Source organism: Paenisporosarcina sp. NPDC076907, assembly GCF_050269735.1.
Taxonomy (GTDB): Bacteria; Bacillota; Bacilli; order Bacillales_A; family Planococcaceae; genus Paenisporosarcina.
In genome coordinates, this window is record NZ_JBNNIX010000001.1 from 1,356,961 (window position 1) to 1,383,003 (window position 26,043).

Annotated in this window: 22 protein-coding genes; all 22 read left to right on the top strand. The window is 40.0% G+C overall.

Annotation, left to right across the window (positions count from 1 at the left end; genetic code table 11):
• Positions 1–9 precede the first annotated feature (9 nt).
• The 22 genes from sucD (at position 10) to ACQKEV_RS06715 (ending at position 26,041) form a co-directional block, all read left to right on the top strand.
• Complete coding sequence (gene sucD / locus ACQKEV_RS06610; protein ID WP_427444579.1) at positions 10–912, top strand: succinate--CoA ligase subunit alpha; 903 nt, start codon at positions 10–12, stop codon at positions 910–912.
• Positions 913–1,441: 529 nt separating this feature from the next.
• Positions 1,442–2,338 (top strand): DNA-processing protein DprA, encoded by an 897-nt coding sequence (gene dprA, locus ACQKEV_RS06615; protein ID WP_427444581.1) that lies wholly within the window; start codon positions 1,442–1,444, stop codon positions 2,336–2,338.
• Between the two features lie 105 nt (positions 2,339–2,443).
• Positions 2,444–4,519 carry a type I DNA topoisomerase gene (gene topA / locus ACQKEV_RS06620; protein ID WP_427444584.1) on the top strand — a complete coding sequence of 692 codons (2,076 nt, stop codon included), beginning with the start codon at positions 2,444–2,446 and terminating at the stop codon, positions 4,517–4,519.
• 144 nt (positions 4,520–4,663) lie between these two features.
• Positions 4,664–5,971 carry an FADH(2)-oxidizing methylenetetrahydrofolate--tRNA-(uracil(54)-C(5))-methyltransferase TrmFO gene (gene trmFO, locus ACQKEV_RS06625; protein WP_427444586.1) on the top strand — a complete coding sequence of 436 codons (1,308 nt, stop codon included), beginning with the start codon at positions 4,664–4,666 and terminating at the stop codon, positions 5,969–5,971.
• Positions 5,972–6,137: 166 nt separating this feature from the next.
• Complete coding sequence (gene xerC, locus ACQKEV_RS06630) at positions 6,138–7,031, top strand: tyrosine recombinase XerC (RefSeq protein WP_427444588.1); 894 nt, start codon at positions 6,138–6,140, stop codon at positions 7,029–7,031.
• Between the two features lie 31 nt (positions 7,032–7,062).
• Complete coding sequence (hslV, locus tag ACQKEV_RS06635) at positions 7,063–7,611, top strand: ATP-dependent protease subunit HslV (protein WP_427444590.1); 549 nt, start codon at positions 7,063–7,065, stop codon at positions 7,609–7,611.
• Positions 7,608–9,002, top strand: coding sequence for an ATP-dependent protease ATPase subunit HslU (gene hslU, locus ACQKEV_RS06640; RefSeq protein WP_427444592.1), 1,395 nt, complete (start codon positions 7,608–7,610; stop codon positions 9,000–9,002). The genes hslV and hslU overlap by 4 nt, the downstream gene beginning before the upstream one ends.
• 84 nt (positions 9,003–9,086) lie before the next feature.
• Complete coding sequence (gene codY, locus ACQKEV_RS06645; protein ID WP_427444594.1) at positions 9,087–9,866, top strand: GTP-sensing pleiotropic transcriptional regulator CodY; 780 nt, start codon at positions 9,087–9,089, stop codon at positions 9,864–9,866.
• Between the two features lie 375 nt (positions 9,867–10,241).
• Positions 10,242–10,955 (top strand): 30S ribosomal protein S2, encoded by a 714-nt coding sequence (rpsB, locus tag ACQKEV_RS06650; RefSeq protein WP_427444597.1) that lies wholly within the window; start codon positions 10,242–10,244, stop codon positions 10,953–10,955.
• Positions 10,956–11,052: 97 nt separating this feature from the next.
• Positions 11,053–11,937, top strand: coding sequence for a translation elongation factor Ts (gene tsf, locus ACQKEV_RS06655; RefSeq protein ID WP_427444599.1), 885 nt, complete (start codon positions 11,053–11,055; stop codon positions 11,935–11,937).
• A gap of 83 nt (positions 11,938–12,020) precedes the next feature.
• Entirely contained in the window at positions 12,021–12,746 is a 726-nt protein-coding gene (pyrH, locus tag ACQKEV_RS06660) for a UMP kinase (protein WP_269924762.1), read from the top strand.
• Complete coding sequence (frr, locus tag ACQKEV_RS06665; RefSeq protein WP_427444602.1) at positions 12,746–13,303, top strand: ribosome recycling factor; 558 nt, start codon at positions 12,746–12,748, stop codon at positions 13,301–13,303. Before pyrH ends, frr begins: the two co-directional genes overlap by 1 nt.
• Before the next feature lie 138 nt (positions 13,304–13,441).
• Positions 13,442–14,236, top strand: coding sequence for an isoprenyl transferase (locus tag ACQKEV_RS06670; RefSeq protein ID WP_427444604.1), 795 nt, complete (start codon positions 13,442–13,444; stop codon positions 14,234–14,236).
• Positions 14,233–15,027 (top strand): phosphatidate cytidylyltransferase, encoded by a 795-nt coding sequence (locus tag ACQKEV_RS06675; protein ID WP_427444607.1) that lies wholly within the window; start codon positions 14,233–14,235, stop codon positions 15,025–15,027. The genes ACQKEV_RS06670 and ACQKEV_RS06675 overlap by 4 nt, the downstream gene beginning before the upstream one ends.
• 15 nt (positions 15,028–15,042) lie before the next feature.
• Positions 15,043–16,191, top strand: a complete 1,149-nt coding sequence (dxr, locus tag ACQKEV_RS06680; protein ID WP_427444610.1) for a 1-deoxy-D-xylulose-5-phosphate reductoisomerase — start codon at positions 15,043–15,045, stop codon at positions 16,189–16,191.
• A 44-nt stretch (positions 16,192–16,235) separates the two neighbouring features.
• On the top strand, positions 16,236–17,495 hold the full coding sequence (gene rseP, locus ACQKEV_RS06685) for an RIP metalloprotease RseP (RefSeq protein ID WP_427444613.1): 1,260 nt from the start codon (positions 16,236–16,238) through the stop codon (positions 17,493–17,495).
• 37 nt (positions 17,496–17,532) lie between these two features.
• Positions 17,533–19,245 (top strand): proline--tRNA ligase, encoded by a 1,713-nt coding sequence (locus tag ACQKEV_RS06690; RefSeq protein ID WP_427444615.1) that lies wholly within the window; start codon positions 17,533–17,535, stop codon positions 19,243–19,245.
• A 66-nt stretch (positions 19,246–19,311) separates the two neighbouring features.
• Positions 19,312–23,640 (top strand): PolC-type DNA polymerase III, encoded by a 4,329-nt coding sequence (locus ACQKEV_RS06695; protein WP_427444618.1) that lies wholly within the window; start codon positions 19,312–19,314, stop codon positions 23,638–23,640.
• Positions 23,641–23,774: 134 nt separating this feature from the next.
• On the top strand, positions 23,775–24,257 hold the full coding sequence (gene rimP, locus ACQKEV_RS06700; protein WP_269924770.1) for a ribosome maturation factor RimP: 483 nt from the start codon (positions 23,775–23,777) through the stop codon (positions 24,255–24,257).
• Positions 24,258–24,280: 23 nt separating this feature from the next.
• Positions 24,281–25,426, top strand: a complete 1,146-nt coding sequence (nusA, locus tag ACQKEV_RS06705) for a transcription termination factor NusA (RefSeq protein ID WP_427444620.1) — start codon at positions 24,281–24,283, stop codon at positions 25,424–25,426.
• Positions 25,427–25,445: 19 nt separating this feature from the next.
• On the top strand, positions 25,446–25,724 hold the full coding sequence (gene rnpM / locus ACQKEV_RS06710; protein ID WP_269924772.1) for an RNase P modulator RnpM: 279 nt from the start codon (positions 25,446–25,448) through the stop codon (positions 25,722–25,724).
• Entirely contained in the window at positions 25,721–26,041 is a 321-nt protein-coding gene (locus ACQKEV_RS06715) for a YlxQ family RNA-binding protein (protein WP_269924773.1), read from the top strand. The genes rnpM and ACQKEV_RS06715 overlap by 4 nt, the downstream gene beginning before the upstream one ends.
• The last annotated feature ends 2 nt before the right edge of the window (positions 26,042–26,043 follow it).

Consider the following 26,043-nt stretch of genomic DNA (forward strand, 5'->3'; position numbering starts at 1 on the left):
GGACAAAAGATGAGCGTTTATATTAACAAAGATACGAAAGTACTCGTGCAAGGAATTACGGGATCAACAGCTCTTTTCCATACAAAGCAAATGCTTGAATATGGTACAAAAATCGTCGCTGGTGTAACTCCAGGTAAAGGCGGAACTGAAGCTGAAGGCGTACCCGTTTTCAATACAGTAGAAGAAGCTGTGAAAGCAACTGGCGCTAACGTGTCCGTTATTTATGTTCCAGCTCCATTCGCTGCAGATGCTATTCTTGAAGCAGTAGATGCTGATTTGGATATGGCGATTTGTATTACTGAACATATTCCTGTTCTTGATATGGTAAAAGTTAAACGCTATATGGAAGGCAAGAAAACGCGTTTAGTCGGACCGAACTGCCCAGGTGTTATTACACCTGAAGAATGTAAAATTGGTATTATGCCTGGTTACATTCACAAAAAAGGCCATGTAGGCGTAGTTTCTCGTTCTGGTACACTTACTTATGAAGCGGTACACCAACTTTCTCAAGAAGGTATTGGACAAAGTACAGCTGTAGGTATTGGTGGAGACCCAGTAAATGGAACTGACTTCATCGATGCATTATCTGCATTCAATGAAGATCCAGATACTTACGCAGTAGTAATGATTGGTGAGATCGGCGGAACAGCTGAAGAAGAAGCTGCTGAGTGGATCAAAGCTAACATGACTAAACCTGTTGTAGGTTTCATTGGTGGACAAACAGCTCCAGAAGGCAAGCGTATGGGTCATGCCGGCGCAATTATCTCTGGCGGTAAAGGTACAGCTGCTGACAAAATCAAAGCAATGAATGAAGCTGGCATGGAAGTTGCAGCTACACCATCTGTTATTGGTGAAACTTTAATCAAAGTGATTAAAGAAAAAGGCTTGTACGATCAATGTAAAACTCATTAATTAAAAATAAAAGCCAGAAACGTTGTGTAATCGTTTCTGGCTTTTTTTATTTCTAGTAAAAGTTTCATCAAATGCATTTCAAGTAGATCCGATATTTATTGGTCTTAAATAGCGATGAAAATTAAGCATTTTTTAGCTATTTCTTTTTCATGTATAATACGGAGGAAAACAACACAGACTCCAGCGGAAAAAGCGAAGTGTCGAAATCCACACGAACGATTAGTTCGTGTTAGTTCGGCGCAAGCCCGCGGAAAGCGTAGCGTTTTACGGAATATCAACTTAGTAATAATTCTCTCTTACATTCATTCACTATTTTTATTATTAAGACAGATTGTTTTGAGTGATGTATTAAATAAATGCAAGAAGCTAAAACAGATATAAGGTTATTATATAGAAGAAACTCAAAATATTATTTAACATATGATAGAGTCGAAACTGGTCGAAAACTGGTCAATTTAGAAGAAACAGATTATCATAAAAGGTGGCGGCTCATCATCAGATGTGTTGTTTGAAAAAAAGGAGGAAATGCATGATAAAACAAACATTTCATCAACGACTGTTGGCTCTTCACTACGTTTTGCCAATCCCTCTTAATCGCTTGGAGCCCCTACTTCAAGAGGATCATGATTTAGCCGCATGTGAGGGAATGAGTTCCTATCAGCTCTCAAAATTGTTGAGGTTAACACCTGAACGTGCCAGGAAATTTAAAGAAGCATATACCAAAGTGCTTGGAACCCCCCTTGTACAAGCATATAACACGAATAATATTACCCCAATCCCATTTTACCATCCCAATTATCCCAAACAATTAAGAACTCTATATGACCCGCCTACAATCCTTTACGCAAAAGGCGATATTGATTATTTATCCATGAAAAATTACGTGGCTGTAATTGGAGCAAGAGATGCTACAAACTATTCGAAGGATGCTTTGACTTTTATTCTTCCTCCCCTTATACAAAATGAAATCGTGATTGTCAGTGGCATGGCGAAAGGTGCTGATGCCATGGCTCATCAAGCAACTCATAATCTTGGTGGTAAAACCATCGGAATTCTTGGTCATGGCCACTATACCCGATACCCAAAAGAGAATGATCAGTTATATACAATAATGGAAAAGCATCATTTAACCTTATCTGAATATCCACCGTATATTACACCACAAAAGTGGTATTTTCCTATGCGTAACCGCTTAATCAGTGGACTTTGCGATGCGTTGGTTGTGACAGAAGCAAAAGAAAAAAGCGGTACACTCATTACACTTCAACATGCATTGGACAATGGGAAAGATGTTTATTGTGTTCCAGGTCCCATAACTTCCAATTTATCGCTTGGTCCTAATCAGTCGTTGTTAGAAGGGGCAAAACCGATCTGGAATGGGTATCAAATTGTAGAAGAATTTCAGGGCTTGTCGTTTAAAAAATAAATAGCGTAATGAAAAATGGTTGCAATATACTAGAATCTGTTATACATTTTGCAACAGGTATTTCTTTTATTGATTTATTAGGAACCTCTATGAGGAGGCACATACATGTCGGATTTTTTAGTGATTGTGGAATCGCCCGCCAAAGCGAAAACGATTGAACGTTATCTTGGCAAAAAATATAAAGTGAAAGCATCACTTGGTCATGTTCGTGATTTACCACGTAGTCAAATGGGTGTGGACGTAGAAAACGAATACACGCCAAAGTACATCACGATTCGTGGCAAAGGCCCAGTAATGCAAGATTTAAAATCAGCAGCCAAAAAAGCGAAGAAAATTTATCTCGCGGCTGACCCCGATCGCGAAGGTGAAGCAATTGCTTGGCATCTCGCGAATTCATTGAACATTGATATTGAATCAGATTGTCGCGTTGTTTTTAATGAAATTACAAAAGACGCAATTAAAGAATCATTTAAAAACCCACGTCCCATTGATATGGACCTAGTGGATGCACAACAAGCACGACGTATCTTGGACAGGCTTGTTGGTTATAACATCAGTCCGATTCTATGGAAGAAAGTCAAAAAAGGTCTTTCAGCAGGACGTGTACAATCCGTTGCATTGAGACTGATTATTGATCGTGAGAACGAAATTAAGAACTTCCAGCCTGAAGAATACTGGTCAATCGAAGGTAGCTTTGAAAAAGGCAAAAAATCTTTTGATGCTATGTACTTCGGAAACGGAGCTGAAAAAGTAAAACTGACAAACGAAGCTCAAGTTAACGAAATCTTAAAGCAACTTAAAGGTGACAAGTTCGAAGTCACAAGTGTTGTAAAAAAAGAACGTAAACGTAACCCTGCGCCATCATTTACTACATCATCTCTTCAACAGGAAGCGGCACGCAAGTTGAACTTCCGAGCAAGAAAAACAATGATGCTGGCTCAGCAACTTTATGAAGGTTTGAATGTTGGAAAAGAAGGCACGGTCGGGTTGATTACGTATATGCGTACAGATTCTACGCGAATTTCCGATACTGCGAAGAAAGATGCACACAGTTATATTGAAGGGCAATATGGCAAGGAATATGTCACCACATCGACAGGACCCGCTAAACAATCAAGCAAGTCTCAAGATGCCCATGAAGCGATTCGTCCGACGAGTGTACTGAGATCTCCTGATCAGCTGAAATCGATTCTTTCAAAAGATTTATTGAAACTATACAAATTGATTTGGGAACGTTTTTTGGCGAGCCAGATGTCATCAGCTGTTTTGGATACGGTTACGATTGACTTAACAAATGAGAATGTTGTTTTCCGTGCAAATGGTTCACAAGTGAAATTCCCTGGTTTCATGAAATTGTATGTAGAAGGTAACGATGACCAAGTAGAAGAAAAAGATCGTATTTTACCTGAAATGGAAAAAGGCGACTTTGTGAAGAAGCTTGAAATCGAGCCGAAGCAACATTTCACGCAACCACCTCCACGTTATTCAGAGGCCCGATTAGTTAAAACGCTTGAAGAATTAGGTATAGGTCGACCATCGACTTATGCGCCAACGCTTGATACAATACAAAAGCGAGGGTATGTTTCTCTCGATGCAAAACGATTTGTACCAACTGAACTTGGTGGTATTGTCCATCAGCTTGTGTTAGAGTTTTTCCCTGACATCATCGATATTGAGTTTACTGCCCAGATGGAAAAAGATTTGGACAGTGTTGAAGAAGGACAGGAAAAATGGGTTCATATTATCGATAAATTCTACAAAGACTTTGAAAAGCATGTAACGCATGCAGACAAAGAAATGGAGAAAGTCGTAATCAAGGATGAACCTGCAGGAGAAGATTGTGAGTTATGTGGATCTCCAATGGTCTTTAAATTAGGAAGATATGGAAAATTCATGGCATGCAGTAACTTCCCGGATTGTCGTAATACAAAAGCAATTGTTAAAAATATCGGAGTGACTTGTCCAAGCTGTAAAGAAGGCGAAGTTGTTGAACGTAAAAGTAAAACGAAGCGAATTTTTTATGGATGCGACCGTTACCCAACTTGTGAATTCGTATCGTGGGACAAGCCGATCAGTCGTCCGTGTCCAAAATGTAGCGAATTGCTCGTAGAGAAAAAACTGAAAAAAGGCATACAAATTCAGTGTACTTCTTGTGATTATAAGGAAGACACACAAGCATAAAAATGTAACGCATAAGCGTCAGTCGAGTTGGCCCGTGGTTGGGTTTTCTGGACTGACGTTTGAATTTGTACATAGAAACTAAAGAACGAAATTATAATTTGGAAAGTTTCTGCTTTCTGAGATTAGAAAAGGTTGGTGTAGAAATTGACAATCGTCAATGTAATAGGAGCAGGTCTGGCAGGAAGTGAAGCGGCGTGGCAAATCGCTAAAAGAGGTGTTCGAGTTCGATTGTACGAAATGCGTCCGGTTAAACAAACAGCTGCTCATCATACGGATAAATTTGCTGAACTGGTGTGTTCGAATTCTTTACGTGCAAACACTTTGACTAATGCAGTCGGTGTTATTAAAGAAGAAATGAGAATGTTGGATTCCGTTATTATGGGAGCTGCAGACAAATGTTCTGTACCTGCAGGTGGAGCTCTTGCAGTAGACCGTCACGAATTTGCAGGCTACGTAACAGATAAAGTGAAAAACCATCCTCTTGTTGAAGTAATCAATGAAGAAGTAACGGAAATTCCTGAAGGCATTACGATTATCGCAACAGGACCTTTAACTTCTCAAGCCTTGGCTGAAAAGATCCAACAATTGACCGGTCAGGATTATTTATACTTTTATGATGCAGCTGCACCTATTGTGGAAAAAGAAAGTATCAATATGGACAAAGTTTATGTTAAATCCCGCTACGATAAAGGGGAAGCGGCATACATCAATTGCCCGATGACTGAAGAGGAATTTGACCGTTTTTATGAAGCGTTGATTTCGGCTGAAGTGGTGCCTTTGAAAGAATTCGAAAAAGAGATTTATTTCGAAGGGTGTATGCCATTTGAAGTAATGGCTGAACGTGGGAAAAAGACATTACTATTCGGTCCGATGAAGCCAGTTGGTCTTGAGGATCCGAAAACTGGTAAGGTTCCATATGCAGTTGTTCAGTTGCGTCAAGATGATGCAGCCGGCACTTTGTACAACATTGTCGGATTTCAGACACATTTAAAATGGGGTCCACAAAAACAAGTTTTGCAGTTAATTCCAGGTTTGGAAAACGTAGAAATCGTCCGCTATGGCGTAATGCATCGCAATACTTTCATAAATTCTCCGAGAGTTTTGAAACCTACATATCAATTGAAAACAAATGATACGTTGTTCTTTGCAGGTCAAATGACAGGTGTAGAAGGATATGTAGAATCAGCGGGAAGTGGCTTGATAGCAGGCATAAACGCTGCTAGAATGGCTTTAGGAGAAGAATTGCTTGTGTTCCCTGAAGCAACTGCATTAGGAAGTATGGCCCGGTATATAACAGAAGCCGACCCTAAAAACTTCCAGCCGATGAACGTTAACTTTGGTTTATTCCCTGCATTACCGCAGCGATACAAAACAAAAGAAAAACGTGGAGAGAAGCAAGCTGAACGAGCACTAGGCACAATTCAAAATTTTATGAATTCACTTTCGATTTAATTGCTGAAAGCCTCTAATTATTGTTATAATTTAGAGGCTTTTTACTTTGTCATATTTATTAATTCGTATACATTTCATTTTTCGCGTGTTTTGGCATCCAGCTGCTCCGGCTGTTTCGAGACTGGACGGTTCCTGGCGCTTTAACTATTTGGAGGTACAGACACTTATGACTCCGTTAGAAGCTTTGTCTCAATTTAAAAGCTATATCCAGCTTGAAAAGAACTATTCAGAACACACTGTTCGGGATTACGAATCAGACCTGCTCTACTTTTTTGGTTTTTTACAATCAGAAGGGATTACAAGCTTACATGATGTCGAATACATCCATGCACGACTGTATGTGACAAAACTGTACGATGAATCACTTTCGCGCACCTCAATTTCTAGAAAAATATCGGCGATCCGTTCATTTTTTAAGTTTGGTAACCGGGAATTCGGTTTAAAAGAAGATGCCTTTCGCTCCTTATATCATCCCAAAAAAGAGGAACGTCTTCCTCATTTTTTTTATGAAGAAGAATTACAACAGTTGTTTCTAGCTACTGAGGGCGAAGAACCTATGGTACTTCGAAATCGGGCTATACTCGAAATGTTGTATGCAACCGGAATTCGTGTAAGTGAATTGACATCATTAGAAGAACGGGATATTGATATGCGTCTCGGCATCATGCGGGTGATGGGTAAAGGCCGAAAAGAGAGATATGTACCGTTTGGTCAGTTTGCTCAAGATGCGTTGGAACTCTATTTGGAAAACGCGCGTCTTAAACTAATGAAACAAGCAAAACACAATTTTGTTTTTACAAATATGCGTGGTCAACCTTTGACTCCACGCGGTGTTAGATATATACTGAGCGACTTAGTAGAAAAAGCGTCATTGCATACTAAAATCTATCCACATATGTTGCGGCATACATTTGCGACACACTTACTGAACAATGGAGCAGACTTGCGAACAGTCCAGGAATTACTTGGACATAGTCATTTGTCTTCGACACAAGTTTATACACACGTAACCAAAGAACATTTGCGAAAAACTTATATGAATGCGCATCCTAGAGCATAATGATGGATGAGCTATACGAGAGGTGAACATCTTGGGAGAAATACATGCAACCACGATATTTGCGATTCAGCATAAAGGAAAGTCTGCAATGTCTGGCGATGGTCAAGTTACTTTAGGAAATCAAGTTGTCATGAAACATACAGCCAAAAAAGTAAGACGCTTATACAATGGGAAAGTGCTTGCAGGTTTTGCTGGATCAGTGGCAGACGCTTTTACATTATTTGAAATGTTTGAAGCGAAATTGATGGAATACGATGGCAACTTACAACGAGCTGCAGTCGAACTTGCCCAACAATGGAGAGGCGACAAAATGTTACGAAGACTTGAAGCGATGTTGCTCGTGATGAATGATGAGACACTTTTATTGGTTTCCGGCACTGGAGAAGTAATCGAACCCGATGATGGCATTTTAGCAATTGGTTCGGGCGGGAATTTTGCATTGGCAGCAGGGCGTGCACTAAAACAATTTGCTGGAGAAACCATGAATGCAACCGAAATTGCCAAGGCAGCACTTACAACTGCGGCCGATATCTGTGTATTTACAAATCATCAAATTATTGTGGAGGCGTTAAGTGAATGAATAAACAACAGTTAACCCCAAAACAAATAACCGAGCATTTGGACCGCTTTATTGTCGGACAAAAAGAAGCTAAAAAATCAGTTGCGGTTGCATTGCGAAATCGCTATCGAAGAAGTTTGTTGTCAGATGAGATGAAAAATGAAGTTATACCGAAAAATATATTGATGATTGGTCCTACTGGAGTTGGTAAAACGGAAATTGCAAGAAGAATCGCCAAACTTACCAATGCTCCGTTTATCAAAGTAGAAGCCACCAAGTTTACCGAAGTTGGTTATGTCGGTCGAGACGTCGAATCAATGGTACGCGATTTGACAGAAGCAGCTGTTCGAATTGTCAAAGAAGAAATGACTGAAGGCGTAAAAGCTCAGGCTGAACGCTTAGCCAATGATGCGATTGTGCGTCTACTCGTCCCATCCTTAAAAAAGAAACATAATACGCAAAACCCATTTGAAATGTTATTTGGTCAAAAAGCAGAACAGGAAGAAACTGCTACTGACGATACAGATATTCGTTTAAAACGCTCCCAAATTGCCGAAGATTTAAGAGACGGGAAATTGGAAGATGAATGGGTGAACGTCGAAGTGACTGAACAAGCACCTTCAATGTTTGATGCATTCCAAGGCTCTGGAATGGAAAGTATGGGGCAGAATATGCAAGATGCATTGTCTAATCTGATGCCGAAGAAAAAGAAAAAGCGCCGTTTACAAGTAAAAGATGCACGTCGAGTTTTAACACTCGAAGAAGCTCACAAGCTTATTGATTCTGAAGAAGTAGCTCAAAAATCTATCGAACGTGCCGAGCAAACGGGTATCATATTCATTGATGAAATCGATAAGATTGCAAGTAAGGGTGGCAACGGATCATCAGTAGATGTTTCGCGTGAAGGTGTTCAACGTGATATATTACCAATTGTTGAAGGATCAACCGTTCAAACGAAATATGGAGCTGTGAAAACTGATTACATGCTGTTCGTAGCTGCAGGTGCCTTCCATACAGCGAAACCTTCTGATTTAATCCCGGAACTGCAAGGACGTTTCCCAGTCCGTGTGGAACTTGAGAAATTATCAAAAGAAGATTTTGTTCGCATACTGAAAGAACCAGATCATTCGTTGATACGTCAATACAAGTCATTGCTGGAAACAGAAGGTGTAACTCTTGAATTTACGGACAGTGCAATTGAGCGGATTGCTGAAATTGCAACAGAAGTAAATCAAGAAACCGATAATATCGGTGCACGTCGATTGCATACGATTTTGGAGAAGCTACTAGAAGAACTTTCATACGAAGCTTCTGAAATTGCTCCTGCACATATCGACATTACGCCTGCATATGTCGACCAAAAGCTTGGAAATATCGTAAAAAACAAAGATTTGTCACAATTCATTCTGTAATGTAAGATATATCTGTTCCAAAAACAATTAAAAACCTTTAGAATATTAAATAAATAGCTGTACCCAATATAGGAGGCCACATTAATGAATTTATTAGGTAAAACAAGAAAGATTAACTCGATGCTTCAAGCGTCAGCAGGTAAGCCGGTTAACTTTAAAGAAATGGCAACAACACTAAGCAACGTAATCGAATGTAACGTCTTCATCGTCAGCCGTAAAGGTAAACTACTAGGATTCGACATCAATCAACAAATCGAGAACGAACGTATGATTAAAATGATGGAAGAGCGTCAATTCCCTGAAGAATATACGAAAAACCTTTTCAACGTAAATGAAACATCTTCTAACTTGGATGTGTACAGCGAACACACAGTATTTCCAGTAGAAAACCGCGAGTTATTCAAAGATGGTTTAACGACAATCGTTCCAATCATCGGGGGCGGGGAACGTCTTGGAACATTAATTCTTGGACGTTTAAAAGCAGAGTTCCATGATGACGATTTAATTCTTGGTGAATACGGTGCAACGGTTGTAGGAATGGAAATCTTACGTGAGAAATCAGAACAAATCGAAGTGGAAGCACGTAGCAAAGCAGTTGTACAAATGGCGATCAACTCTCTGTCTTATAGTGAATTAGAAGCTATCGAACATATTTTCGAAGAGCTTGATGGAAACGAAGGCTTGCTAGTTGCTTCTAAAATTGCTGACCGTGTAGGCATCACTCGTTCGGTAATCGTTAATGCCCTACGTAAACTGGAAAGTGCTGGTGTTATTGAATCTCGTTCTTTAGGAATGAAAGGTACTTACATCAAAGTATTAAATGACAAATTCTTAAACGAATTGGCTCAACTAAAACTTAAATAAGAATTAGCTAACGACCACAATGACTCAACCATTGTGGTCGTTTTTTCAAACCATCAAGTTTACAACCTTATGGAAAAGTGGAGGGATAGTTGAAGAAATGGCTATCAGAGTTGGATTAATGATCAATTTTCAGTTTGATTTGTTCTCGTTTATATCATTTGGAGTCCACTGAATTCACAATCATTAAACCGAAGTTCGATCTTTTGTTGATTTTTGTTAGAAACACTTGCGAGTTTAGTCTAGATATGGTATATTATCAAATGGTGTTATCACACACGCATTTGGATAGTGACAAGTGGTCCTTAACAAAGTTAAGGTCTTGAGCTCTAGTTGAAAAATGCGGAGGAAAAAAACCATATCAGGAGGAAACAAAACATGTCAGTAATTTCTATGAAACAATTACTTGAAGCTGGTGTACACTTCGGTCACCAAACTCGCCGTTGGAACCCAAAAATGAAGAAATACATCTTTGTGGAACGTAACGGAATCTACATCATCGATCTACAAAAAACGGTTAAGAAGTTAGAAGAAGCATATGACTTCATGCGCCAAGTTGGAGCAGACGGTGGTAAAGTTCTTTTCGTTGGTACGAAAAAACAAGCACAAGAAGCTATCAAAGAAGAAGCAGAACGCTCAGGTATGTACTATGTTAACCAACGTTGGTTGGGTGGTACATTAACAAACTTCGGTACGATCCAAAAACGTGTAAACCGTTTGAAAGCGATCGAAAAAATGGAAGAAGACGGTACTTTCACTGTACTTCCTAAAAAAGAAGTTGTTCAACTTAAAAAAGAACACGAACGTCTTGTTAAATTCTTAGGCGGTATTCGCGACATGAAAGGTGTACCGGACGTTATGTTCGTAGTAGACCCACGTAAAGAGCGTATTGCTGTTGCGGAAGCTATTAAATTGAACATCCCTCTAGTAGGAATCGTTGATACAAACTGTGACCCAGATGAAATCGACTACGTAATTCCTGCAAACGACGATGCTATTCGTGCCGTTAAATTATTAACTGGTAAAATGGCGGATGCGTTACTTGAGTCAAAACAAGGTGAAGATCTATCTCCAGCTGAAGCTGCTGAGTAATCCCCACGTATGTTACAGGTGATAAGCGGCTTAAACCCCTTATCACCTTTTTTTGAGAAATGACACAGAGTTGATACTTGAATAGGAGGAAACAACAATGGCAGTTACAGCACAAATGGTTAAAGAATTACGCGAAAAAACAGGCGCAGGTATGATGGACTGTAAAAAAGCGTTAGTAGAAGTAAATGGTGATATTGATGCAGCAGTAGACTTTTTACGTGAAAAAGGTCTTTCTAGCGCGGCTAAAAAAGCTGACCGTATCGCTGCAGAAGGTACTACTTACATCTTAGAAGAAGGTAATGATGCAATTCTTCTTGAAGTAAATGCTGAAACTGATTTCGTTGCTAAAAACGAAGGTTTCCAAACATTGGTTAAAGAATTAGCTGATCACTTACTTGCGACTAAACCTGAAACAGTGGAAGAAGCAACTGCTTCTACAATGTCTAACGGATTGACTGTTGCAGACCACATTTCAAATGCAATTGCTAAAATCGGTGAAAAAATCACATTGCGTCGTTTTGTAGTTCGCACAAAAACGGACAACGATGCTTTTGGTTCATACCTACACATGGGTGGCCGTATTGGTGTTCTTGTAACACTTGAAGGATCTTCTGATTCTCAAGCAGCAAAAGACGTTGCTATGCACGTTGCTGCTTTAAACCCTACTTATATCTCTCGTGACGAAGTTTCTGAAGATGAAGTTGACCGCGAGCGTAAAGTATTGACTGAGCAAGCTTTAAACGAAGGCAAACCAGAAAACATTGTAGCTAAAATGGTTGAAGGCCGCCTTGGTAAATATTTCGAAGACGTTTGTTTGCTTGACCAATCATTCGTTAAAAATTCAGATCAAAAAGTTCGTGAATTCGTGAAATCAACGGGCGGTACTATTACTGAATTCGTACGTTACAGCGTTGGTGAAGGAATCGAAAAACGCCAAGATAACTTTGCTGAAGAAGTAATGAGCCAAGTTAACAAAGGTTAATTTCAAAAGAATATATGATTACTCCGGGGAGCACGATTTTGTGTTCCCTATTTTTCGATAAAAAAGTGTAATGGAGGCTACCCATGAGCGAAACTAAATACAATCGAGTCGTTTTAAAATTAAGTGGAGAAGCTTTGGCAGGAGAGCAAGGTTTCGGACTTTCTCCTCAAATTATTAAATCCGTAGCTGAGCAAGTGAAAGAAGTTGTAGAGTTGGGTGTGGAAGTGGCTGTCGTTGTTGGCGGCGGAAACATCTGGCGTGGTAAAGTAGGTAGTGAAATGGGTATGGACCGTGCAACTGCGGACTATATGGGCATGTTAGCTACTGTTATGAATTCTTTAGCACTACAAGATTCACTTGAAAAGTCAGGTATTGAAACACGTGTTCAATCCTCAATTGAAATGCGTCAAGTAGCTGAACCTTATATTCGCAGAAAAGCAATTCGACATCTTGAGAAAAAAAGAGTCGTTATTTTTGCAGCTGGTACAGGAAACCCTTACTTCTCTACAGATACAACAGCGGCTCTACGTGCAGCAGAGATTGAAGCAGATGTTATTTTGATGGGCAAAAACAATGTTGATGGCGTTTATTCAGACGATCCAAAAACAAACAGTGAAGCCGTCAAATATGAGACGCTTTCATTCTTGGAAGTCATTCAACAAGGGCTGCAAGTAATGGATTCTACTGCATCGACACTATGTATGGACAACGACATCCCGCTCATAGTATTCTCAATTATGGAGAATGGAAATATTAAACGTGCCGTTTTAGGTGAAACAATCGGTACAATCGTTAGGAGGAATACGTAATGTCAAAACAAGTAATTGAACAAACGAAAGAAAGAATGACAAAAGCAATTCAAGCTTTAAGTCGCGAACTTTCAACAATTCGTGCGGGTCGTGCAAGTGCTTCATTATTGGATAAAATTACAGTGGATTACTACGGTTCACCAACGCCGATTAATCAAATCGCTGGAATTGCGACACCTGAAGCTCGCTTGCTGACAATTCAACCTTATGACAAGACTGCTCTTGGGGATATCGAAAAAGCGATTCAAAAATCGGATTTAGGTATTTCTCCATCAAATGATGGTACTGTTATCCGTATTGCTATTCCCGCTTTGACTGAAGAACGTCGTAAAGACTTAGTTAAATTGGTCAAAAAAGAAGCGGAAGAAGCAAAAGTCGGCATTCGTAATATCCGACGTGATGCGAATGATGAATTGAAAAAACTAGAGAAGAAAAGCGAAATCACAGAAGATGATCTACGTGGATTCTCTGACAACGTTCAAAAATTAACGGATGACTATATCGTTAAAATTGATCAAGTTGCTAAAGACAAAGAGAAAGAAATTTTGGAAGTTTAAGCATTTGAACCTTTTTACAGTTAAGGCGTTCCTATTCAATAGGACGTCTTTTTTTGTGGGAAAGAAGAAAAACTCACCGATTTTTGATATGATAGGAAAGACGACATTCCGATAAGTGCGTAAAGTGGAGGATTCAGCATGTTACATAAACTCATTCGGAGAAAACCCGAACGACAAAACCAATCGCTGGCGGAGCGTATTTCGCATACTAAAAAAGATCAAATCCCTGAACACATTGCGATTATTATGGATGGCAATGGTAGATGGGCTAAGAAAAGAGCTCTCCCTCGAGTGGCCGGCCATCATGAAGGCATGAAAACGGTTCGTAAAATTACTCGTCTTGCCAATGATTTAGGCGTAGGGGCTTTAACCGTGTATGCCTTTTCAACTGAAAACTGGAAACGTCCAAAACTTGAAGTTGATTTTATTATGCGTTTACCTGAAGAGTTTTTAGGTACCTATCTGCCTGAGCTGATTGAACAAAATGTGCGTGTCGTCATGATGGGTGAAAATGATACATTACCTCGACATACACAGGAAGCAGTTCGAAAAGCAATGGAAGCTACAAAAAATAATACGGGATTAATTTTAAATTTTGCTTTAAATTATGGTAGCCGTGCAGAGATTGCGCAAGCAATGCAAAAAATCGCACAACTCGTGGAGGAAGGTTCAATAAGTTCTAGTGAAGTGACAGAAGACTTGATTTCTCAGCATTTAATGACGTGTGAACTCCCAGAACCAGATTTGCTCATTCGTACAAGCGGGGAAGTCCGTTTAAGTAACTTCATGCTTTGGCAATTGGCTTACACAGAGTTTTGGTTTACAGAAACACTTTGGCCGGATTTTGATGAAAACTGCTTGCTTGATGCAGTAGAAAGTTACCAAAACCGAAATCGCCGTTACGGGGGATTGAAGGGAGAAGAATCAAATTGAAACAACGCATCATTACGGCAGTAATTGGAGCCGCTTTATTTATTCCAATTGTATGGCTTGGTGGCCTTCCTTTCACATTGCTGGTATATGCAATGGCAGCAGTTGGCTTATTTGAGATATTGCGCATGAAGGGACATTCGCTTTTTTCCGTTCACGGAGCGATTACGCTAATGGCCTTGTTTATTTTTTTATTACCCAATAAATGGTCCATCCCATTGATGGAAACAACGGGATATACCAAAATAGATTTAGCACTTATTGCTGTACTTTTATTACTTATATACACCGTTGTTGTAAAAAATCGCTACACATTCGAAGATGCCGCTTTCTCGATTATGGGCGTTCTCTATATCGGGATTGGGTTCTTCTATTTTATTGAGACGAGAATGGCTGGCATTGAATATGTCATTTTTGCACTGTTGGTAATTTGGACCACCGATTCAGGAGCTTATTTTACAGGGAAAAAATTTGGTAAAAAGAAATTATGGCCTGATATTTCTCCTAATAAGACCATTGAAGGATTTGTCGGAGGAATCGTAACGGCTATTATTTTTGCTGTACTTTTTCAATGGATTTATCCAATCAGTTCTTCGTATACGATGCTAATCTTTGTGACAATACTTGCATCCATTTTCGGTCAAATGGGTGATTTAGTCGAATCAGCTCTTAAACGTCATTACAACGTTAAAGATTCAGGTAATTTATTGCCTGGACATGGCGGAGTATTAGACAGATTTGATAGTTTATTATTTGTGTTACCATTGTTACACTTTTTGCATTTTACCGGTTAAGGGGATTTGACGTTTATGACAAAGCTTATTAGTTTATTGGGAGCAACAGGCTCTATCGGGATTCAAACGATTGACATCATAAGAGAACATCCACAGCAATTTAAACTAGTGGCTTTTTCTGCTGGACGCAATCTTGAAAAAACGAAAGAAATCATTCGTGAGTTCAAGCCTACACTTGTATCAGTTCAAGAAGAAGTTGATGCAATTTCACTTAAAAAGGAATTTCCAGGCATTGAACTTGCATATGGTAGCAAAGGGTTGGTTGATGTTGCGACTCATCCAGACGCTTCGATCCTGGTGAATGCTGTGCTTGGAAGTGTTGGACTGGAAGCAACCTTAGAGGCAATTAAACAACAAAAGACAATTGCTTTGGCAAATAAAGAAACACTCGTCACTGCTGGACATCTGGTGATGGCAGCGGCACAAAAATATAAAGCGCCTATATTACCGGTTGATAGCGAACATTCTGCGCTTTTCCAATCGATGAATGGTGAAAAAAGAAGCCAAGTAAGGAAGTTGGTTTTAACTGCATCGGGCGGCAGCTTCCGCGATCGTACTCGTGAAGAATTGGAGAACGTAACGATTCAGGATGCATTGAACCACCCAAACTGGTCAATGGGTGCGAAAATTACAATTGATTCCGCAACCATGATGAACAAAGGATTAGAAGTGATTGAAGCGCAAGTTCTTTTCGACATGCCGTATGATGATATTGAAGTTGTGTTGCACAGGGAAAGTATCATTCATTCAATGGTGGAATTCCATGATACAAGTGTCATGGCTCAATTAGGAACACCTGATATGCGTGTGCCGATTCAATATGCACTCTCTTATCCGGACAGGCTGCCAAGAAACAATGCCAAACGATTAAATCTAGTTGAAATAGGCAAACTGCATTTTGAAGTAATGAATTTTGAACGTTTCCATGCCTTAAAACTTGCCTACGATGCTGGTCGTGCAGGTGGAACGATGACCACAGTTCTGAATGCAGCAAATGAAGCTGCTGTTGCCTTGTTTTTAAATGGAGAGATTCGTTTCCTCCAGATAGAAGAATACATTGAACGTGTCATGGACAAACATTCGCTTATCAGTTCACCGGATTTGGAAACGATTTTGCATGTGGATGCAATTACGAGAAAAGCTGTTCGAAACATGGTAAAATGAAGAAAGATTGATGACAGCGGATTGCTGTAAAAAGGTGGGAATTTATGGAGACAACCATTGCTTTTATCCTGATATTCGGTTCACTTGTATTTTTTCATGAACTGGGGCATTTTATTTTTGCAAAACGTGCAGGAATCATGGTACGTGAGTTTGCAATCGGCTTTGGTCCGAAAATACTTGGCATCACTAAAGGTGAAACTCTTTATACGCTAAGGCTACTTCCTCTTGGAGGATATGTTCGAATGGCTGGAGAAGATATGGATTCGGTTGAGTTACAACCTGGATTCCGTGTCGGACTGATTCTGAACTCAAAAGAAGAAGTCAAAAAAATCGTTTTAAATCAAAACAAACAACAACAAGACATGTTGTTTTTAGAAACCGAACGTTCTGATCTGGAAAAAGGACTTTGGATAGAAGGCTACGATGAAGAAGAAAGATTAGTACGTTATAACGTTTCCCGTGATGCTGTAATTGTGGAAAATGGCAAAGAAACATTAATCGCGCCATACGACCGTCAGTTTGGTTCAAAATCACTTGGTAAACGTGCTATGGCCATCTTTGCAGGGCCTTTATTCAACTTTATTTTATCTTTCTTTATCTTCTTGGCAATCGGACTGCTACAAGGTGTTCCGACATACGAACCTATTATATCGGGAGTCTCTGATGATAGTCCTGCGCTTGCAGCAGGTATGCAGGATGGAGATTTAGTTACTAAAATTAATGGTCAGCCCATTGATAAATGGCAAGATCTCGCTACTAAAGTACAAGCGAGTGCAGGCGAAGAATTAACGTTTGAATATGTACGCGATGGTGAAACAATTAATTCAACAATTACTCCAAAAGCCGTTGAACAGGATGGCAAAGAGTATGGACAAATCGGTGTACTCTATGAAAGTCCAGTTGAAAAAAATCCTCTGAAAGCAGTAGGTTTCGGGGCAGAACAAACGATCTCTTGGATTGTGAAGATTTTTGAACTCCTGGGTATGCTGGTAACTGGCCAGTTTACAATTGATGCACTATCTGGGCCGGTAGGTATTTATAAAGCTACTGAAGAAATGGCTCAATATGGTGTATTCAATTTAATGAACTGGGCAGCTATTCTAAGCATTAACTTAGGAATCATGAATTTACTGCCGCTTCCCGCTTTGGATGGTGGACGATTGTTGTTCTTCCTGTTTGAAGCGATTCGAGGGAAACCTGTGGACCGTCAAAAAGAAGGAATGGTTCATTTTGTCGGAATCATGCTATTGATGGTACTCATGGTAGTTGTAACTTGGAATGATATACAAAGATTTTTCTTTTAAAATTTAATCTACGGATGGTATGAGGAGCTTTTAACTTATGAAACAAAGTCTTACATTCATCCCTACACTTCGTGAAACTCCAGCTGATGCCGATGTTAAGTCGCATCAGCTGCTCCTTCGTGCAGGGTTTATTCGTCAAAATACTAGTGGCATTTATTCGTTCTTACCTCTTGGAAAACGTGTTCTTCAAAAAGTCGAGAGTATTGTACGAGAAGAAATGGATGCGATTAATGGTGTTGAAGTGCTTATGCCTGCGATGCAGCAAGCCGAACTTTGGCAAGAAACTGGCCGTTGGTATTCATATGGTCCAGAATTAATGCGTCTAAAAGATCGACATAATCGTGATTTCGCTTTAGGGGCTACTCATGAAGAAGTCATTACTTCATTGCTTCGTGATGAAATCAAGTCATATAAAAAATTGCCTTTAACACTTTATCAAATTCAAACGAAATTCCGTGACGAAAAACGACCTCGTTTTGGTTTGCTTCGCGGACGTGAATTCCTTATGAAAGATGCCTACTCTTTCCATGCGACACGCGAAAGTTTAGATCAAACATATGATGATATGGTTCAAGCCTATTCCAATATCTTCTCTCGTTTAGGATTGAATTTCCGTGCAGTTATTGCGGATTCAGGTGCCATCGGTGGGAAAGATACGCATGAATTTATGGTCCTTTCTGAAATCGGAGAAGACACAATTGCTTATTCTGACGCGTCAGACTTTGCTGCGAATATTGAAATGGCTGAAGTAAACGTTTCTTATGAATCATCAACAGAAGATTTGAAAGATGTCGAGAAAGTAGCGACTCCAGACCAGAAAACAATTGAGCAAGTGGCAAGTTTCTTAAATGTCGATGTACAAAAATGTATAAAGACACTCGTCTTTAACGTGGATGAAGATTTAGTTTTAGTTCTGGCTCGCGGAGACCATGAAATTAATGACATTAAGGTGAAAAATGCATTACAGGCAAAAGTCGTTGAATTTGCAACTGAAGAAGAAGTCCAAAACTTACTACAGTGTGAAGTTGGCTCTCTAGGTCCTGTGAAAATTCCTGTTGGTGTGAAAGTTATCGCAGACCATGCTGTAGCGGCAATCCGTAATGGTGTATGTGGGGCTAATGTTGCTGGATATCATTTAACAAATGTGAATCCGGGACGCGACTTTGCAGTAGACCAATATGAAGATTTGCGCTTTATCATGGAAGGTGATCCTTCTCCAGATGGAAAAGGAACGATTGTTTTTGCAAAAGGGATTGAAGTGGGACATGTCTTTAAACTTGGAACTACTTATTCTGAGCCAATGAACGGAACTTTCCTGGATGATAATGGCCGTTCTCAGCCTTATATCATGGGTTGTTATGGTATTGGGGTTTCACGTGTAATGGCAGCTGTTGCTGAACAATTCCAAGACGAAAAAGGATTTATCTGGCCAAGTGCAATCGCACCATATAATGTTCATTTAGTGCCAGTAAATACAAAAGACGAAGCGCAAGTTGCTCTTTCTGATGAATTATATAAATTGATGAAAGCATATCGCTATGATGTGTTATATGATGACCGTCCTGAACGTGCAGGTGTGAAGTTTGCCGATTCCGATTTGATTGGGTTGCCAATTCGAATAACGGTCGGTAAAAAAGCATCAGAAGGTCTAGTTGAAGTGAAAATACGTAATACCGGCGAAACATTTGAATGGAAAAAAGAAGAGGTAATGGACCATCTTCAATCTTTCTTTTCGTCATTAAACGATTAATCAAAAGGAAGACCTTGAAATCGGGTCTTCCTTTCTTTTTCTTATGAAAGAAAGGAGGCAGAGAGCATGAGTAAAGATCTTGATGCCAAACAAAGATTACAACTATTATTACAACAATTGGAACTTACCGCCGATGAATACATGACTCATTTTGAATCGGCTTCTTTAAGTCGTATGACAGTACATAAAAAAGAGCGTGTATGGCGTTTTACGATAGAAGTACAGAAACTGTTGCCTTATAACATGTTTCAACTATTCCACATGCGTTTACGTGAGAAATTTGCTGGCATTGCGGATATCAAGTTATCACTGACTTGTGAAAATCCACAGGTTGAAGCTGAGTTAATCGCTTCATATTGGCCATTTGTATTACAGGAAATAGATGATATGTCGCCGCCATTAAGAAATCGTTTGCATACACAAATTCCATCTTTTAATGGTCAGACTGTCCACTTTACCTGTGCTCAGGAAATAGAATTCCGCACTTTGAAAAGTAAATATGCTCCTAAAATTGCAGATGTCTATGCTTCCTACGGTTTCCCGGTTTTACCGATTGATTTTAAATTAGTCGAGCAGGAAGCAGAACTCGCAGCAGCTCAACAAGCATTTATGGAACAACGAAGAATAGAAGAAGAAGAGCTTGGTAAGAAAGCTTTAGCCGATATGCAGAAACGTGATAAAGATCGTGCATCGAATCCAGGTGCTACTTTGAGTGGACCATTCCAATTGGGGATTCCGATTAAAGCGGATGAGCCGATAATGGAAATCAAACAAATACAGGATGAAGAAAGACGCATCACAATTGAAGGATTCGTGTTTGATGTCGAAGTGAAAGAACTTCGAAGCGGTCGTTCTTTATTGACTGTCAAAGTAACGGATTATACTGATTCCATTCTTGTCAAAATGTTCTCTCGCGACAAAGAAGATGCAGAGCTTATGGGGCTGTTGAAAAAAGGGACTTGGTTAAAAGTCCGTGGTTCTGTACAAAACGATACATTCGTCCGTGACTTAATTATCATGGCGCAGGATATTATGGAAATCAAAGTAGATTCCAGAAAAGATACGGCTCCGGAAGACGAAAAAAGAATCGAACTTCATTTACACACACCTATGAGTCAAATGGACGCTGTTTCTTCAGTAGATGCCTTAGTAGGACAAGCGGCCAAATGGGGACACCCGGCAGTAGCAATTACGGATCATGCAGTCGTTCAATCTTTCCCGGATGCGTATGCAGCTGGAAAAAAACATGGCATTAAAATCATTTATGGATTGGAAATTTACATGGTCAACGACGGTGTGAACATTGCTTATGAAGAGGAACATCGAGCATTAGCAGACGCCACTTATGTTGTATTCGATGTGGAGACGACAGGTTTATCTGCGGTTTACGATACCATCATCGAGCTTGCTGCAGTGAAAATTAAGGATGGTCAGGTCTTCGATAAATTCGAAAGTTTTGCCAATCCACATCATCCATTGTCGGCGACTACCATCGAATTGACAGGCATTACCGATGATATGGTTCGTGATGCACCGGATATTGAGGACGTCATCAAGCGCTTCCACGATTGGATCGGCGACAGCATCATGGTTGCGCATAATGCATCGTTCGATATGGGGTTCCTGTACGTTGGCTATAAGAAAATCGGTCTGGAAAAAACCGTTCATCCTGTCATCGATACGCTGGAATTATCCCGCTTCCTTCATCCGGAAATGAAAAACCATCGATTAAACACGATGGCCAAAAAATTCAATATCGAACTTACTCAACATCACCGGGCTATTTATGATACGGAAGCAACGGGTTACTTGCTTTTGAATTTACTCAAAGAAGCTGAACAAAAAGGAATTCACTACCACGATGAATTCAATCATCAAACAGGGAATGCAGAATCGTATAAGAGAGCACGTCCATCTCATTGCACGCTTCTGGCGACAGATGAAGACGGTTTAAAAAACTTGTTTAAATTGGTCTCGTATTCCCATATGAATACCTTTTTCCGAGTACCACGTATTCCACGCTCTGTCCTTGTTAAACACCGGAAAGGGTTACTGATCGGTTCTGGGTGCGACAAGGGTGAAGTATTTGAAGGCTTAATGCAAAAATCTCCAGAAGAAGTCGAAGATATCGCGAAATTCTATGATTACCTAGAGGTTCATCCAAAAGAAGTCTATTCACATTTAATCGAACTTGAATTGGTTCGAGATGAATGGAATTTGGAAGATATCATTCGTAAAATGATCAAACTCGGCAAAAAAATAGGTCGACCTGTAGTAGCGACCGGAAATGTTCATTATGTGAATGAGAATGATGCGATTTTCAGACAGATTTTAATCGGTGGACAAGGCGGAGCCAATCCACTGAATCGACATAAATTACCGAAGGTGCATTTCCGCACGACAAATGAAATGTTAGATGCGTTTTCTTTCCTCGGGGAAGAAACAGCTAAACAAATTGTTGTGGAAAACAGTCATAAGATTTCGGAGAGAATTGAAGAAATCAAACCGATTAAAGATGATTTATATACACCTAAGATCGAAGGGTCCGATGAAGAAGTTCGGGAATTGAGCTATGCGATGGCAAGACAAATTTACGGTGATACACTTCCGGAAATTGTAGAAGCCCGCATAGAAAAAGAACTTACTTCCATTATCGGACACGGATTTGCCGTCATTTATTTAATTTCCCACAAGTTGGTTAAGAAATCTTTGGATGATGGATATTTAGTAGGTTCTCGTGGTTCGGTAGGATCCTCGCTTGTGGCCACTTTGATGGAAATTACGGAAGTGAATCCATTGCCGCCACATTATATATGTCCATCTTGTCAACACGCTGAATTCTTTGATGATGGTTCCGTCAGTTCAGGCTATGATTTGCCGAACAAAGTGTGTCCGCACTGTGAAACGCCATACAAAAAAGATGGACAAGATATTCCATTCGAAACGTTCCTAGGATTCAAAGGAGATAAAGTACCCGATATCGATTTGAATTTCAGTGGTGAATACCAGCCAGTTGCCCATAACTACACGAAAGTGCTATTTGGTGAAGACAATGTATATCGTGCTGGTACTATCGGAACAGTTGCAGAGAAGACAGCTTATGGATACGTCCGAGGTTATGCGAATGACCATAATTTGACGATCCGTGGAGCTGAAATTGACCGTCTTGTTCAAGGGTGTACGGGAGTGAAGAGGTCGACAGGTCAACATCCAGGTGGAATCATTGTTGTTCCGGATTATATGGATATTTTCGATTTTTCACCGATTCAATTCCCTGCAGATGCACAGGACTCCGAATGGAAAACAACTCACTTTGACTTCCATTCGATCCATGATAACTTATTGAAACTGGATATACTCGGACACGATGATCCGACAGCCATCCGTATGCTACAGGACTTGTCAGGGATTGATCCAAAGACGATTCCGACAGATGACCCTGAAGTGATGAAGATTTTCAGTGGTACTGAATCACTGGGAGTAACGCAGCAACAGATTGGTTGTAAGACCGGTACACTCGGAATTCCTGAGTTTGGTACACGTTTCGTGCGTCAAATGTTAGAAGAAACGAAACCATCGACGTTTTCTGAACTTGTTCAGATATCTGGACTGTCACATGGTACGGACGTATGGTTAGGAAATGCTCAGGAACTTATTCAAAATGGAACCTGTCAGCTTTCTGATGTTATTGGGTGCCGGGATGATATCATGGTGTATTTAATTTACCAGGGTCTCGAACCATCACTGGCATTTAAAATTATGGAATCTGTGCGTAAAGGGAAAGGCTTAACCCCGGAATTTGAAGAAGACATGAAATCAAATGGTGTGCCAGGCTGGTATATCGAGGCATGTAAAAAAATCAAATACATGTTCCCGAAAGCCCATGCAGCCGCTTATGTATTGATGGCCGTTCGGATCGCTTATTTCAAAGTTCATTTCCCTATTCTTTACTATGCAGCGTATTTCACAGTACGTGCAGCAGACTTTGATTTGCATGCCATGACGAAAGGCTCTGCATCGATTCGCGCGAAGGTAGATGAAATAAGCGCGAAAGGATTGGATGCCGCCCCTAAGGAAAAAAGCTTGCTCACAGTTCTGGAAATTGCTTTGGAGATGTGTGAACGCGGTTATCATTTCAAGAAAGTGGATCTTTATCAATCAAAAGCAGCTGAATTCATTATTGATGGAAAAGGATTGATTCCTCCTTTCAATGCGATTCCAGGACTTGGTACAAACGTTGCTAAAACGATTGTGGAAGCACGTAAAAATGGCGAGTTCTTGTCTAAAGAAGATTTAGGACAGCGCGGTCGTGTTTCAAAAACCTTGCTTGAATATATGGATCAACTTGGTTGTTTGGAAGGCATGCCGGATGCTAACCAATTGTCACTGTTCTAGGCCTGATTTGCACTGAGAGCATTGGTATGGTATCATTTGTATAACAAGTTGTTGATAGATTTACGGCAAAAGAGTGGGATTTCCCGCTCTTTTCTGTTTGTTATGTCGAAAATAAGTTGCAGCGGGAGGCATATATGAGCAAAATATTAACCGAAGTAGAAAAGCTTGTGACGCCCATTGTTGAAGAGTTGAATTTGGAGCTCGTTGATACGGAGTTTGTAAAAGAAGGACGTAATTGGTTTTTACGTATTTATGTAGATACTCCTCAAGGTGGCATTGACATCGAACATTGTGCGCTTGTAAGTGAACGTATAAGTGAAGTGTTGGATGCAAAAGATCCAATTGAGCAAAACTACTTTTTAGAAGTTTCTTCACCTGGGGCTGAACGTCCATTGAAAAAAGAAAGTGACTTCGAACGTGCAGTTGGTCAATTCATTCATGTGAAAACATACGAGCTGGTGAACGGCCTGAAAGAAAAAGAATTTGAAGGTTTTTTGACTGCTTATAATGAAAATGGCTTAGAAATGGATGTTCGAATTAAAACGAGAAAAATAAAAGTTCAACTTGCAAAAGAGAAAATTGCATTCGCGCGGTTAGCGATTAATTTCTCTGCATAATGTGAATGTAGGAGTGAAAAATAATGGCAAATGAGTTGCTGGATGCTTTAATAGCTCTTGAAAAACAAAAAGGAATTTCACGAGATGTACTAATTGAAGCGATTGAAGCGGCGCTTGTTACAGCGTATAAACGCAATTTTAATCAAGCACAAAACGTACGTGTTGATTTGAACCTGGATAATGGTTCGATGAAGGTTTACTCACGTAAGGATGTAATGGAAGAAGTGTTGGATGATCGTCTACATATTTCATTAGAAGACGCAAAACAAGTAAATCCTGCGTTTGAACTGGGAGATATTGTGGAACAAGAAGTAACACCTAGAAACTTCGGCCGTATCGCGGCACAGACTGCTAAACAAGTAGTTACACAACGTGTTCGTGAAGCAGAACGTGGATTGATTTATGAAGAGTATGTTGATCGCGAAGAAGATATCGTAAATGGTGTTGTTGAGCGTCTGGATGCTCGTAATATTTATGTAGGACTTGGTAAAGTTGAAGCGGTATTACCGGTGAATGAACAAATTCAAACGGAAACATACCGTCCACATGAGCGCATTAAAGTGTATATCACGAAAGTAGAACGCACAACTCGCGGACCGCAAGTATTCGTATCACGTACACACCCAGGATTGCTTCGTCGTCTGTTTGAAATGGAAGTACCTGAAATTTATGACGGCATCGTTGAAATTAAATCAATTGCTCGTGAAGCTGGCGATCGATCAAAAATATCAGTTGTTGCGCACAATGACGATGTAGATCCAGTTGGTTCTTGTGTAGGAGCTAAAGGTTCCCGCGTTCAAACAATCGTCAATGAGCTGAATGGTGAAAAAATTGATATTGTTGAATGGTCTGAAGATCCAGTGGTTTTCGTTGCCAACGCTCTGAGCCCATCAAAAGTATTAGATGTTCAAGTCCATGAAGAAGAGAAATCTACGACAGTGGTAGTTCCTGACTATCAATTATCTTTGGCAATTGGTAAACGTGGGCAAAATGCTCGTTTAGCTGCTAAATTGACTGGATGGAAAATCGATATCAAGAGTGAAACAGACGCTCGCGAACTAGGTATTTACCCATCTGCTCATGCTTCAGAAAACTATGACATCGAAGATGAAGAATACGAAGAAAATATCGAAGACAACTTTGATTTATACAAAGATGACGAAGAATAAACAAAGAGGGTGAATTTTGATGTCCAATCAAAAGAAAATACCTTTACGAAAATGCGTTGCTACTGGCGAAATGTTTCCTAAAAAAGAAATGATTCGTGTTGTTCGCTCAAAAGAAGGCGAAGTTTCGGTAGATTTAACTGGTAAAAAGTCTGGTCGCGGAGCTTATGTCTCCAAAACCAAGCAAGCAGTTGAAATCGCAAAAAAACGCAAAGTGCTAGACAGCCAATTAGAAGCAAAAATACCAGAAAGCATTTTTGAAGAATTGTTGACTGTGATTGAAAGAGAGCAAATTACATGAATACACAGCAACGGATTTTACAACTAATCGGTTTGGCCGTGCGTGCAAGAATGTTGATATCTGGTGAGGAACTGGTAGTCAAAGATATTCGTGCGAACCGTGCGAAACTAGTAATTATCTCATCAGATGCATCTGAGAATACGATGAAAAAAATTCAAGACAAATGCAACACTTACAACGTTGAGTTACATGTTTTCGGAGATCGCTCTGATCTTGGACATGCTACAGGAAAAGAGGCCCGTGTGGTACTCGCAATAACTGACGACGGTTTTGCAAAAAAACTGTCCGGACTACTCAACGAATTTAACCGGGGGTGACC